The sequence below is a fragment of the Mycobacterium sp. ST-F2 genome (assembly GCF_001905655.1).
In the GTDB taxonomy this organism is placed as follows: Bacteria; Actinomycetota; Actinomycetes; order Mycobacteriales; family Mycobacteriaceae; genus Mycobacterium.
The window spans coordinates 33,590-46,110 of the sequence record NZ_JMHT01000011.1; the positions used below are offsets into that span (position 1 = coordinate 33,590).

Consider the following 12,521-nt stretch of genomic DNA (forward strand, 5'->3'; position numbering starts at 1 on the left):
CCACCGACAGTGGGCTCGGGTCGGGTACCGACGATGGGCTTGGGTCGGGGCTTCGACCGCGTCCAGGCGGGGTGTTACCCGCCGAATTCGGCGGCCAGGCCGTCGATGCCGGCCTGGATTGCGGCCAGCGCTCCGGCCCGGGCCTTGAGCTTGCTGGCCAGGTGATGCTGGGTGTGCAGCGTCGCCGCGAAACCCGCGGCCACTTCCTGGGCCCGGCTCAGTACGTGCTCCGCCTCGACGACCTCGTCCAGCCAACCGGCCGCCCGCGCTTCCTCACCGGTGAACGTCGCGGCCAGCCCGACCGCCCGCTGGAAGGCCGAATTGGTCAGCCGCATGCGAAGGATCTCGATGCAGGACTGCGGCACCGTCATGCCGATGGCGACCTCGTTGGCCTGGCATCGCATGGTGGGCGACCCGACCCGATGGTCGCCGGAGCACAGGAGGAACGAGCCGCCGGCGATGGCGTGGCCGGTCGCGGCGATCACCACGGGGACGGGGAAACGCAGGAGCCGGGCGTTCAGTTCGACACCGCCGCGCAGCATGGCCAGCCCGGCCGCCGCGTCTCCCGAGCCGAAGATCGCGAGGTCGAACCCGGCGCTCAGCACCCGGTTGTTACCGGCGAAAACGATCGACTTGACGGCTCCGGTCGCGGCAGCCTGCTCGGCCTGATCCAGTGCGGCGTGGATGTTCTGCTGCATCGTCGGGCTCAGGACGTTGACCTTGCCGTCGTCCAGCGTGATGGTGGCGACGGCGTCGGTCACGGAGTAGCTGACGGTGCTCATCGGTTCTCCCTCGGTCGGTCCCGGGCCGGGATCGGGTTTGAGCCGATGCTAGACGGGCCTTCGGCGGGCCCCGCTGTCAGTGGACGCCGTTGCGGTGCCGGCCCTTGGTGCCGTCATCGAACCACTGGATTTCCAGTTCGGTGGTCTCGTCGGCTTCCCGGCTGCGCCAGCGGTCCTGGGTTTCCCGGACGGCGCGGTTCATGCGGTCGATCTCGGCCCGGAACACCTCGGGCCGCGTCTCCTTGGAGGCGTAGTGGAAGTACGTCAGCACGCTGCGCAGCAGCTCGAGTTTCTGCTTCTCCCGCTTGGCCAGGTCGTGCGTCGTCATCAGCTCCAACCGCTGCACCGGCTGCAGCGCGGCCCAGTCGAGCACGGCCTTCGTCTCGAACTCGCGGGGCTTGGCCGCGAACCGGGACTTCTTGCCGGCCGCGGCGACCGGCATGTCGTAGTAGGTGAGCGTGCCCTCGAACCGGGACCGGATCGAGCCGCCCAACTCCTCACGACTGATCGCCGAATCCCAGACGGTTCGCCACTCCTGGCCTGGAGCCAGGACCAAAAGTTCGCTGGGCAGCCGCAATTCGGTCACGTCGAGCTCGCCGTCGTGGTCGGAATCCTCGTAGATGGCCACGGTCGGATGATGGGTGAAATCGAACGAGACGTTGTGCGCCGCGGTCTGCCCGAAGTTACGGACCACCAGCTCGATGACGTGCCAGTCCGATGCGTTCGGCTCCATGTACATGGTGACCTGCGGGCGGACCTGATCCTGCTTGAGCTGGCGATTCTTGGCCAGCTGACGGTTCACCACGATCAACACGACGATGCCGAACACCAGCGCCGCCCAGGCCGCGATGGCCAGCCAGCCACCTGATCCCAGGCCCGTCAGATCGTCCCAACGTTGAGATATCCAGTCCACCGCGCCATCCAGTCCGCTCAGTCATCGATCGGTTTCTATCCCGACAAAAATATTCGCTGGCGAACTTGTACAACGGAGGAAAAACAGTTGCTGCATGGCTAACTGCCAGCAACTGCTCCGTCAGCCACCCATGAGCATGCGCCACTGATCCAGGTTGCTGGCCCGGTAGACGTAATTGGTGCGACGGACGTCTTCGAGCGGCGCGCTGGGTTCGGCCGAATACCAGTGCCCGGGGAAGACCGTCGGATCGCCCGGCAGGGCGGCCAGCGCCTGCAGGCTGCGGAACATGTCGTCGACGTTCCCGCCCGGGAAATCGGTGCGGCCGCAGCCTTCCAGGAACAGGGTGTCGCCGGCCACCAGGCGACCGTCGAGCAGGAAGCACTGGCTGCCGGGGGTGTGCCCGGGGGTGTGCAGCAGCTCGATCGGCACGGCCCCGACCTGCACGACGTCACCATGCTGGTGGGACGTCAGCTCCGACGGCGCGATGCCGGTCACCCGGGAGACCCAGTCTGCTTCGTGGGCGTTGACGTGCACCGGCACGCTGACGCGCTCCAGCAGTTCGGCCAGGCCCTTGAGCTCGAAACCCATCATCGAGCCGCCGACGTGGTCGGGGTGGTGGTGGGTGACCAGCACGCCGGACAGGTGCAGGCCGTCGGCCTCCAGGACGTCGACCAGATCCCCGGCCGCGTACGCCGGGTCGACCACCACACAGTCGCCGGTCTCCCGGTCGCCGATCAGGTAGGCGAAGTTGCGCATCTGCGCGGCGATGGGATCGGTCGCCGCGAAGTCGCGGCCGGCGAGCAACTGGCGGAAATACAGGCGGTCATCAGGCATGCCGACAGCTTAAGAGGGCGGTCGGCCGTGTGATGTGGGTGTGGACGGGGTGGGGTACGGGCGTGACGCGGGTCGGGTCCGCGTGGCTCGGTCCGCGTTGGGCCCGCGTGGCTCGGTCCGCGTTGGGCCCGCGTGGCTCTGCCCGCGTTGCTTGGCCGAGTCGAAGTGCGCGGCTTCAATCTCGCCGCGCGGATGGCAGGCAGATTGCAGCCATGTACGTATTTCGGCCTCGGGGCGTCCCTGACGTCAATCGGGACTGGTAAGGACGCTGGTTGATTGAAACCACGGATTTTTGCGCTGGGCGGGCATGCCGCTGGGCGGCGTTGATGGGCGGTGGCGTTTTTGCGTCGGGCGACCACTTCGCAGGGCGGCGTTCATTCACAGTGCGGCATTCATCCACAGGGTGAGCTCAGCGGCACGGGTTTGGACGCGGTGGCGTCGGAGGTTCCCGACAACATCGCGCCATGAGGGTAATCATCGGCAGCGAGGCGCTGGCCGCGGGAATGGTCACGCGCAATGACCTGCGGAGGCGCTACACGCGCATGTTCCCGGACGTGTACGGCCCGCCCAAACCGACCATTCGGGAACGCGCTCGCGGTGCGTGGTTGTGGTCCGGCCGGCGTGGTGTCATCGCAGGAGTGGCGGCGTCGGCGCTGCATTGGGCGAAATACGTCGACGACGATGTCCCGATCGAGTTGCTGTGGCGGAACGGTCGCCCACCGAGCGGTTTGATCGTGCGGAATGAGATATACGCGGCGGATGAGGTCACGACGTACGACGGGATTCCGCTGACCACGCCGGCGCGAACGATCTTCGATCTGGGTCGGCACCTCAACCGCGATGCGGCCGTCGCACGGATCGACGCACTGCTGTGGTTGGGTCGTGTCGGCGTGCCCGATGTTGAGCCGATCGCCGCACGATATCCGTGGGCGCGCGGTGTCGAAAAGCTGCGCGTGGCACTGGAGCTGGCCGACGACGGGGCCGAGTCGCCCCGGGAGTCGCGGCTGCGCCTACTGCTCACGGATGCGGGGATGCGTCCGACCGACACTCAAATCCCGGTCTACGAGGGCAACCGGCTGATCACCAAGTTCGACATGGGTTGGAAGCAACTGCGAATCGGGGTGCAGTACGAGGGAAAGCACCATCAGACCGATCGTGGGCAGTATGTATACGACCTGCAGGTGCTGCCAAAGCTCGAAGCGAGAAATTGGATCGTCGTCAAGGTCATCAAGGAAGACACCGACAATGACATCCTGGCCCGGGTGGCGGCGGCTTTGTACCGCCGTGGGTGGCGGGCGGCGTAGTTCGGTGGCCTGGTCTCGACGGTCCGTGGCTCTACAAGTTCAAAGCCGACAAGGACTTTTGGGGACAACCAAGACGAACACCAATGATCGTCCCGCCCCCCAACCAGGCGCATCAGGTGACCACTGCCCGATCTTGGCTACTCACGTTGCGTCGAAGGCCTGGCTACTGGCTTCAATCAGCCTGCCGGTTGGGGTGAGCGCATTGCACTGAGGTATCGATGGTGCGGCGTAGCGGTACCTGACGTCAATCGCCACGTGCGAGACAAAGCGATGATTGAAGTCCGGGACACCTGCGGCACCGGATCTGGGCGACAAAACAACGCCGACCGCTGGGGCCGATGCGGATACCCAGGCGCGGACTCCCGATCGGGCCGCGGGTGCCGATGCGGATACCCAGGCGCGGACTCCCGATCGGGCCGCGGGTGCCGATGCGGATACCCAGGCGCGGGCTCCCGATCGGGCCGCGGGTGCGGATGCGGATACCGAGGCGCGGGCTCCCGATCGGGCCGCGGGTGCCGATGCGGACACCGCGGCGACAGCCGCCGTCGAAACGAACAACAAGCCGACAGCAGCCGTCGAGTGGCCTGAAATAGTGGGATTGAGCTGCCGTTTTGGCAGGTGAAACAGCGAGACGGTAACCTCTTTAAGGCCCACGGGGTAGACGGTCGTAACCGGCAGTTCGAAACCGAGGGTCAGGCCCCCTTAGCTCAGTCGGCAGAGCGTTTCCATGGTAAGGAAAAGGTCAACGGTTCGATTCCGTTAGGGGGCTCGGTGGACATATGGCGAGCGGAGCGACGGAAGTAAAAATCCGCCGCTGCGCCGCCTGTGTCTGTCGGGGCGGTGTAGCTCAGCTGGTTAGAGCGCACGACTCATAATCGTGAGGTCGGGAGATCGAGCCTCCCCACCGCTACCAGCACAACAGAGATTCGAAGCGAAAGAGGCAGAGACGTGGCGTCGAGTACCGACGTACGGCCGAAGATCACCTTGGCCTGCGAGGTGTGCAAGCACCGTAACTACATCACCAAGAAGAACCGTCGTAACGACCCGGATCGTCTTGAGATCAAGAAGTTCTGCCCGAACTGCGGTACGCACCAGCCGCACAAAGAGTCGCGTTAGCCACTCGCCGTGGGTCTGGCGGACATTGTCGGCTTCCACTACCGGCATCCGGATAGCTACGAGGTCGGTCGCGAGAAGATCCGTGAGCATGCGATCGCCGTTCAGAACGACGACGCGTCCTTCTACACGGAGTCGGCCGCGGCCGAGCTCGGCTATGACGCGCTGCTGGCACCGCTGACTTTCATCAGCATCTTCGGTTACCAGGCGCAGCTGGCGATGTTCGGCGCGGCCGGCATCGCCATCTCGGACGCTCAGATCGTCCATGTGGATCAATCGCTGAAGTTTCTGCAGCCCATCAAGGCCGGAGACAAGCTGCACTGCGACGTACACGTCGAGTCGTTCCGGCAGGCGCACGGCACCGACATCATCGTGACCAAGAACATCATCACCAACGATCGCGGTGAGGTTGTGCAGGAGGCCTACACGACCTTGGCTGGTCGATCGGGTGACGAGGACGGACAGGGAGGATTCTCAGATGGCGCTTCGTGAGTTCAGTTCGGTCAAGGTCGGCGACGAGCTGCCCGAGCAGATCATCAAGCTGACCCGGCAGGACCTGGTCAACTACGCCGGCGTTTCCGGTGACCTGAACCCGATCCACTGGGACGACGAGATCGCCAAGCAGGTCGGTCTGGACACCGCCATCGCGCACGGCATGCTGACCATGGGCCTCGGCGGCGGATACATCACCAACTGGGTCGGCGATCCGGCTGCTGTCACCGAATACAACGTCCGCTTCACCTCCGTGGTCCCGGTCCCCAACGACGGCATCGGCGCCGAGCTGGTTTTCACCGGCCGCGTGAAGTCGGTCGACGAGGAATCCAAGTCGGTCACCATCGCGCTGTCCGCCACCACCGGTGGAAAGAAGATCTTCGGCCGCGCCGTCGCAACCGCGAAGTTGGCGTAGCTCATGCCGGTGAATCCCGACATCCTGGGGATGGTCCACAAGTACCCCCAGGTCTTCACCGTGGGGCGCGAGCAGGTTCGGCAGTACGCCAAGGCCGTCAAGTCGGATCATCCGGTCTCGATGGACGAAGCTGCCGCTGCCGAACTGGGCCACGACACCCTGATCGCCGGTCCGACCTTCGTGTCGATCGTCGCGCTGCTGGTCCAGCAGGATTTCTTCCGCGTGGTCGATGTCGGCATGGAGACCATGCAGATCATCCAGGTGGACCAGAAGTTCGTCTACCACCGCCCGGTCAAGGTCGGCGACCGGTTGCACGCGACCGTCGAGATCATCTCCATCGAGCACCGGTTCGGCGCCGACATCGTGCAGACCCGCAACACCCTCACCGATGATGACGGTGGCGTCATCATGGAGGCCTTCACCACGCTGATGGGCCACGAGGGCGACAATTCGGTGTCGGTGCGCTATGACCGCGAGACCGGGCAGGTGCTGCGCTCGGCTGCTGGAGCGGATTAGTAACTCAGACTGGGGCCGATGTACACTCGGTCCTCGGGGATCCACCCTTTTCAGCGCGCTGTCCGTCGGTTACACATCGACCGATCGGGGAGCGCGCGAACTGTGTGAGGACCCAACCAGAAGTGCCGACAGCGTCGGCACTGAAGGGGCGTAGCTCAATTGGCAGAGCAGCGGTCTCCAAAACCGCAGGTTGCAGGTTCAAGTCCTGTCGCCCCTGCTCAACTGAATACCGATGTGGACACTGGAAATGTGACCACCTGGAACAGACGAAAGGCATGCGGTGAGCGACGAGCGCGATAGTGCCGGCTCCGCAGGCGCCGGTACTGATGCGGGCACCGACGCGGGCGAAAGCGAGTCGCAGGGCCAGACCGCAGTTGTGACGCGCCCGCCGCGTCCGACCGGAAAGCGGGCCCGGCGGGCCGTCGAGGTCGACGAGGCCGAGTCGGATGTCGAAACCGGCGACACGGATTCGGACGCCGAGGGCAGCGCGGACAAGAAGGCCAAGCCGAAGAAGGCTGAAAAGTCCAAGAAGACGGGCCCCACTCGGAACCCCTTCGTGTTCGTCTGGAACTACCTCAAGCAGGTCGTTGCCGAGCTGCGCAAGGTCATCTGGCCGAACCGCAAGCAGATGATCGGCTACACGACCGTCGTGCTGGTGTTCCTGGTGTTCATGGTGGCGCTGATCGGTGGGGTCGACTTCGGTCTCGCCAAGCTCGTCATGTGGGTGTTCGGCTGACGCCGTTCACCCGCCGGTGACGAGCTCAAGAACGTAGAGAGGACTGACTACCGTGACTTTCGATGGCGAGACACCTTCGGATGAGTCCGACGTGACCGCCGAGGCAGTCGAGTCGGTGGAGACCTCGGACGAGACCGTGGACGCTGACGAGACCGTGTACACCGCCGACTCGGACGACGCTGCAGAAGCGCCCGAGGCGGCCGAAGTGGTTGTCGACGAGACGGTGGCTGAAGAGCCGGCCGCCGAGGAGCCCGAGGACGAGGATCCCGCGGTCGCGCTGAAGAAGCAGCTGCGTCGGCAGGCCGGCGAGTGGTACGTCATCCACTCGTACGCCGGTTACGAGAACAAGGTGAAGGCCAACCTCGAGACCCGCGTGCAGAACCTGGACGTCGGCGACTACATCTTCCAGGTCGAGGTGCCGACCGAAGAGGTCACCGAGATCAAGAACGGTCAGCGCAAGCAGGTCAACCGCAAGGTGCTGCCGGGCTACATCCTGGTGCGCATGGACCTGAACGACGAGTCGTGGGGCGCCGTGCGCAACACCCCGGGTGTGACCGGGTTTGTCGGCGCGACCTCGAAGCCGTCGGCGCTGTCGCTCGACGACGTCGTCAAGTTCCTGCTGCCGCAGGGTGCCGCGAAGAAGCCCGCCAAGACGACTGCGGCCGCAGCCGCGTCGGGTGGCGACAGCGAAGCCACGCTGGCGCGTCCGGAGATCCTGGTCGACTTCGAGGTCGGCGAATCCGTCACCGTCATGGACGGTCCGTTCGCGACGCTGCCCGCGTCGATCAGCGAGGTCAACGCCGAACAGCAGAAGCTCAAGGTGCTGGTGTCCATCTTCGGACGCGAGACGCCGGTCGAATTGACCTTCACGCAGGTCAGCAAGATTTAATCGCGAGCTTCGGCTCTCGGTTAGCAGGAACGTAGTCGCGCCGCGACTACCTAGAAAGGAACACCACACCAATGGCCCCGAAGAAGAAAAAGGTCGTCGGGCTGATCAAGCTGCAGATCCAGGCCGGCGCGGCCAACCCCGCCCCGCCCGTGGGTCCGGCGCTCGGCCAGCACGGCGTCAACATCATGGAGTTCTGCAAGGCGTACAACGCCGCGACAGAAAGCCAGCGCGGAAACGTCATCCCCGTCGAGATCAGCGTCTACGAGGACCGCACGTTCACGTTCGTCCTGAAGACCCCGCCGGCTGCCCGGCTGCTGCTCAAGGCTGCGGGTATCCAGAAGGGTTCGGCCGAGCCGCACAAGACCAAGGTCGCCAAGATCAGCTGGGACCAGGTCCGCGAAATCGCCGAGACCAAGAAGGAAGATCTCAACGCGAACGACATCGACGCCGCTGCCAAGATCATCGCCGGCACTGCCCGGTCGATGGGTATCACTGTCGAGTAGTAGGACCCGCTGATCCTGCGCTGACGGCGCAAAAGTGCGAGTAATCGCCGCCGTGAACGCAGAGTCAACACAAGCAATACGTGGAAGAGCCCGCTTCGGCTCGCTAACCACAACCTCTGAACTGGAGATTCGAATGAGCAAGAACAGCAAGGCATACCGCGAAGCTGCCGAGAAGGTGGACCGCGACAACCTGTACACCCCGCTCCAGGCCGTCAAGCTGGCCAAGGAGACGTCCTCGAAGAAGCAGGATGCGACCGTCGAGGTTGCGATCCGGCTGGGTGTCGATCCTCGTAAGGCAGACCAGATGGTGCGTGGCACCGTCAACCTGCCGCACGGCACCGGTAAGACCGCCCGCGTAGTGGTGTTCGCGGTTGGTGAGAAGGCCGAGGCCGCTGTGGCCGCCGGCGCCGATGCCGTCGGTAGCGATGACCTGATCGAGCGTATCCAGGGTGGGTGGACCGACTTCGACGCCGCGATCGCGACGCCGGACCAGATGGCCAAGGTCGGTAAGATCGCCCGCGTGCTGGGCCCGCGTGGCCTGATGCCGAACCCCAAGACCGGCACCGTCACCCCGGATGTGGCCAAGGCCGTGGCCGACATCAAGGGCGGCAAGATCAACTTCCGTGTCGACAAGCAGGCCAACCTGCACCTGATCATCGGCAAGGCGTCGTTCGACGAGGTCAAGCTGGCCGAGAACTACGGTGCCGCGCTGGACGAGGTGCTGCGCGCCAAGCCGTCGTCGTCGAAGGGCCGTTACCTGAAGAAGGTCACCGTCTCGACGACCACGGGCCCGGGCATCCCTGTCGACCCGGCCGTGACCCGGAACTTCACCGAAGAGGCGTAGTCCCGATCCGCTTTACGAAGGACCCCCGTACGACTCCGGTCGTGCGGGGGTTCGTTCGTTGGCGAGGCAATCTTCGCCGCCGATATGGCATGTGTCACAAGCGTTCTCAGATGCGGTTCAGCTTCGTCTGGCGGCCGTCACAGGTGCGTCGCCAACCATCGAAGCCATGAGCAACTGCATGTGCGGCCACGACCGTGCCGCCCACCAGCACCACCGTGCCGGTTCGGACTGCGCGCTCTGCAAGCCAGGGGGTTGCGGGCGCTTTCGCACCGACGTCTCCGTGAGCCAGTGGCAGAGCTGGTTCCGTGCCGGCGCACCCCGACCCGCCGCAGATCCCATCCGGTAGTTATTCGGCGCCCGAATCTGGCAACCTCGACACATGTTCGTACGAACACTCGCCGCGATGCTGGGCACCGCGCTGGCCGTGAGTGATCTCAGCACGGCCTCGGCGGCACCGCAGCCGGCTCCGCCGCCGGTGTCACCGCAGGCTGCCGCGGCCGGACTGATCGACGTCCGGACCGTCGTCCCCGATGCGGTGATCGACCTGCGCTACGCCACCGCGAACAACTTCGTCGGCACCCCGCTGTATCCGGCCGACGCCCGGTGCCTGATCCACGAATCCATGGCGCCGGGGCTGGCCACCGCGGCCCGGATCCTGCGCGCGCACGGCGAGGTGCTGACGTTCTGGGACTGCTACCGCCCGCACGACGTGCAGGTTCGGATGTTCCAGGCCGTGCCGGACCCCAACTGGGTCGCCAAGCCCTCCCAGTTCGCCCGTAGCCACGAGTCGGGCCTGTCGGTGGACGTGACCATCACGGGCGTCGACATGGGTACCGATTTCGACGACTTCTCCCCACGCGCCACGGCCTATGCGACGACGGGCGTCACGCCGCAGCAGCAGGCCAACCGGGCCCGCTTACGGGACGCCATGATCGCGGGCGGCCTGAGCGTCTACCCGGGCGAATGGTGGCATTTCAACGGGCCAGGGGCCTCCGAGCCGCGTCCGATCCTCGACGTGCCCGTGAACTGAAAACGACAGCGCCCCCGACCTGATGGTCGGAGGCGCTGTGTCGAAGCTGCGTCGAACAGGTTAGGCCGCTTCCTGGTCCTTCGTGTAGGTGACGAGGCTGACGTCGAGGCACTCGTCCAGGAAGTAGTACTGGCAACCGGTCAGATACTTCATGTACCGGTCGTAGTTCACTTGGCCGGAGATCGCGATGGCCTCCTCCTTGTGGTGCTCCAGATTGGCCGCCCAGACACCGAGTGTCTTGATGTAGTGGTTACGCAGGGAGATCGGGTCCAAGACGTTGAAGCCGGCCTTTTCGCCGTGATCGACCATCATCTGCGTGGTGGGCAGGCGACCACCCGGGAAAATGTCGGTGGCCATGAACTTGATGAACCGCGCCATCTCGAACGACACCTTCTTGCCGCGGGCGGACATGTCGAACGGGTGGTAGCTCACGCTGCTCTGGATGGTCATGCGGCCGTCGGCGGGCATGATCTCGTAGCAGTTCTTGAAGAAGTCGTCGTAGCGCTCGAAGCCGAAATGCTCGAACGCCTCGATCGACACGATGCGGTCGACCGGCTCGTGGAACTCTTCCCAGCCCTTCAGCAGCACCCGGTGCGTGCGGTCGGACTCGGCGTTGCTCAGCAGTTCGGTGCAGAACGCCTGCTGGTTCTTGCTCAGCGTCAGCCCGATGACGTTGACGTCGTACTTCTCCATGGCGCGCTGCATGGTCAGGCCCCAGCCGCAGCCGATCTCCAGGAGTGTCATACCCGGCTTGAGGTCCAGCTGATCGAGGTGCTGATCGACGTTGGCGATCTGCGCCTGTTCCATCGTGACGGTGGGTCCGGTGAAGTAGGCGCAGCTGTACTTGCGGGAGTTGTCCTGGAACAGCCCGAAGAAATCGTCAGACAGGTCGTAGTGGGCCTGGATGTCCTCGAAATGCGGCCGCATGTCCTTGGCCTCAGTTGAATCCTGAATCATCTGTAACACCTAACTTGACCTTCCTCACTTGCTGGTGATGCCGGTCACTAGATCACAATCGTGACCGCACAATACCTGGCCGCCGACCCGTTCCTTGACGTTGGTGTAACGCGTCGTCACGGTCAGCTCTAGCAGCAAACGTAGCCGCCGTTTCGTCAGATGCCGGGTTCATTCCCGCAGCGTGGCGAGGTCTGTGACCGGACTGATATGTCTAACGAATTTCGGCAAATGTTGCGGCCAGTTCGCCGGCGATCCTGTCCCAGAGAGGCGCGGGCAGGTCATGACCCATGCCGTCGAACAAGACCAACCGAGCACGCCGGATCGCTTTGGCCACTGCTCGACCACCGCTCGGTCTCATCAGTTTATCGGCCCGACCATGGATGACGACCGTCGGGACAGTGATCAGCGCGTCGTAGCGCCGCAGGCTGCCGGTGCCCAGGATGGCCCCGAAGTGCCGGGCGACGCCGACGGGGTAGTACGAGCGGTCGTAGCTCTCGGCGGCATCGGCCTTGGCCTGCTCGACCGGTGTCGGGTAGCCGGGGCTGCCGATGATGCGGCCGACGTTGACGGCGTTGGCGATGACACCGTCACGTGACGTGTCCTGCGGGCGGGTCGTGATGGCCTTGAGTTGCTTGGGGCCCGGCGGCGGTAGCAGCGGCTGGTTGTTGCTCGAGAAGATGACGCCGAGCGTCTTGGTGCGGTGCTGGTAGCGCGCCGCGAAGACCTGCGCGATCATCCCGCCCATCGAACCGCCGACGATGTGCGCCTGGTCGATCTCCAGGTGATCCAGTAGCGCCGCGGCGTCGTCGGCCATGTCCTCCAGCGTGTAGACCGCGTCACTGCGCAACCCGGCGTACGCCCTGAGCATCCGCGGCAGCAGCCCCGAACCCGAGTGCTTGCCCTCGATCTTGGTGGACAGGCCCACGTCGCGGTTGTCGTACCGGATGACGCGGTAGCCCTTCTCGATGAGCTTGTCGCAGAAGCCTTTTCGCCACAAGAGCAGCTGCGCGCCGAGGCCCATGATGAGCAGGACCGCCGGATCGTCGGGGTTGCCCATGTCCTCGTAGGCGATGTCCAGGTCGCCCGAGCGGGCGAAGCCGGTCCGGACCTCGGGGGCGGTGTCTCGTTCGGGCTGCATGGACTTACTCCTCGTGGTTCATGGTCGGATTCGGCCTCCGGCCTACTCCTCGTGG

The 12,521-nt window shown here is 64.8% G+C and carries 15 protein-coding genes and 3 tRNA genes; 13 read left to right on the forward strand and 5 right to left on the reverse strand.

The features are described from left to right. Window positions 1–74 precede the first annotated feature (74 nt). The 3 genes from EB75_RS06030 to EB75_RS06040 all read right to left on the reverse strand — a co-directional run bounded on the left by EB75_RS06030 (window position 75) and on the right by EB75_RS06040 (window position 2,529). Complete coding sequence (locus EB75_RS06030) at window positions 75–782, reverse strand: crotonase/enoyl-CoA hydratase family protein (protein WP_073694564.1); 708 nt, start codon at window positions 780–782, stop codon at window positions 75–77. Window positions 783–858: 76 nt separating this feature from the next. Next, window positions 859–1,695, reverse strand: a complete 837-nt coding sequence (locus EB75_RS06035; protein WP_073694565.1) for a DUF8453 domain-containing protein — start codon at window positions 1,693–1,695, stop codon at window positions 859–861. A gap of 120 nt (window positions 1,696–1,815) precedes the next feature. Then, window positions 1,816–2,529, reverse strand: coding sequence for an MBL fold metallo-hydrolase (locus EB75_RS06040; RefSeq protein ID WP_073694566.1), 714 nt, complete (start codon window positions 2,527–2,529; stop codon window positions 1,816–1,818). A 464-nt stretch (window positions 2,530–2,993) separates the two neighbouring features. On the opposite strand from EB75_RS06040, the gene EB75_RS06045 reads away from it, so the two are divergent. From EB75_RS06045 to EB75_RS06105, 13 genes are all read left to right on the forward strand, one after another. Then, the gene (locus EB75_RS06045; RefSeq protein ID WP_073694567.1) at window positions 2,994–3,833 is read left to right on the forward strand and encodes a type IV toxin-antitoxin system AbiEi family antitoxin; all 840 of its coding nucleotides are present in this window, start codon (window positions 2,994–2,996) and stop codon (window positions 3,831–3,833) included. Between the two features lie 696 nt (window positions 3,834–4,529). After that, a tRNA-Thr gene (locus EB75_RS06050) sits at window positions 4,530–4,602 on the forward strand. A 67-nt stretch (window positions 4,603–4,669) separates the two neighbouring features. Further along, window positions 4,670–4,746, forward strand: a tRNA-Met gene (locus EB75_RS06055). 35 nt (window positions 4,747–4,781) lie between these two features. Then, window positions 4,782–4,949 carry a 50S ribosomal protein L33 gene (gene rpmG / locus EB75_RS06060; protein WP_003881823.1) on the forward strand — a complete coding sequence of 56 codons (168 nt, stop codon included), beginning with the start codon at window positions 4,782–4,784 and terminating at the stop codon, window positions 4,947–4,949. 9 nt (window positions 4,950–4,958) lie between these two features. Further along, on the forward strand, window positions 4,959–5,438 hold the full coding sequence (gene hadA, locus EB75_RS06065) for a (3R)-hydroxyacyl-ACP dehydratase subunit HadA (RefSeq protein WP_073694568.1): 480 nt from the start codon (window positions 4,959–4,961) through the stop codon (window positions 5,436–5,438). Beyond that, window positions 5,425–5,853, forward strand: a complete 429-nt coding sequence (gene hadB, locus EB75_RS06070; protein WP_073694569.1) for a (3R)-hydroxyacyl-ACP dehydratase subunit HadB — start codon at window positions 5,425–5,427, stop codon at window positions 5,851–5,853. Before hadA ends, hadB begins: the two co-directional genes overlap by 14 nt. Window positions 5,854–5,856: 3 nt before the next feature. After that, window positions 5,857–6,369, forward strand: coding sequence for a (3R)-hydroxyacyl-ACP dehydratase subunit HadC (gene hadC, locus EB75_RS06075; RefSeq protein ID WP_073694570.1), 513 nt, complete (start codon window positions 5,857–5,859; stop codon window positions 6,367–6,369). A gap of 144 nt (window positions 6,370–6,513) precedes the next feature. Beyond that, window positions 6,514–6,586: transfer RNA gene (locus EB75_RS06080), tRNA-Trp, on the forward strand. Window positions 6,587–6,649: 63 nt separating this feature from the next. Further along, a complete protein-coding gene (gene secE / locus EB75_RS06085; RefSeq protein ID WP_073694571.1) occupies window positions 6,650–7,105 on the forward strand; it encodes a preprotein translocase subunit SecE in 456 nt (151 codons plus the stop codon). A 154-nt stretch (window positions 7,106–7,259) separates the two neighbouring features. After that, on the forward strand, window positions 7,260–7,994 hold the full coding sequence (gene nusG, locus EB75_RS06090) for a transcription termination/antitermination protein NusG (protein ID WP_502689341.1): 735 nt from the start codon (window positions 7,260–7,262) through the stop codon (window positions 7,992–7,994). A gap of 71 nt (window positions 7,995–8,065) precedes the next feature. Next, window positions 8,066–8,497: a 50S ribosomal protein L11 gene (gene rplK, locus EB75_RS06095; protein ID WP_043401604.1), complete on the forward strand. Its 432-nt coding sequence runs from the start codon at window positions 8,066–8,068 to the stop codon at window positions 8,495–8,497. Window positions 8,498–8,630: 133 nt separating this feature from the next. Further along, window positions 8,631–9,341, forward strand: coding sequence for a 50S ribosomal protein L1 (rplA, locus tag EB75_RS06100; RefSeq protein ID WP_073694573.1), 711 nt, complete (start codon window positions 8,631–8,633; stop codon window positions 9,339–9,341). A gap of 379 nt (window positions 9,342–9,720) precedes the next feature. Further along, window positions 9,721–10,371, forward strand: a complete 651-nt coding sequence (locus EB75_RS06105; protein ID WP_073694574.1) for a M15 family metallopeptidase — start codon at window positions 9,721–9,723, stop codon at window positions 10,369–10,371. Window positions 10,372–10,431: 60 nt separating this feature from the next. Here EB75_RS06105 and EB75_RS06110 read toward each other — a convergent pair whose 3' ends face one another. Next, a complete protein-coding gene (locus EB75_RS06110; RefSeq protein ID WP_073694580.1) occupies window positions 10,432–11,328 on the reverse strand; it encodes a cyclopropane mycolic acid synthase family methyltransferase in 897 nt (298 codons plus the stop codon). Window positions 11,329–11,539: 211 nt separating this feature from the next. Beyond that, entirely contained in the window at window positions 11,540–12,466 is a 927-nt protein-coding gene (locus tag EB75_RS06115) for an alpha/beta fold hydrolase (protein WP_073694575.1), read from the reverse strand. Between the last annotated feature and the right edge of the window lie 55 nt (window positions 12,467–12,521).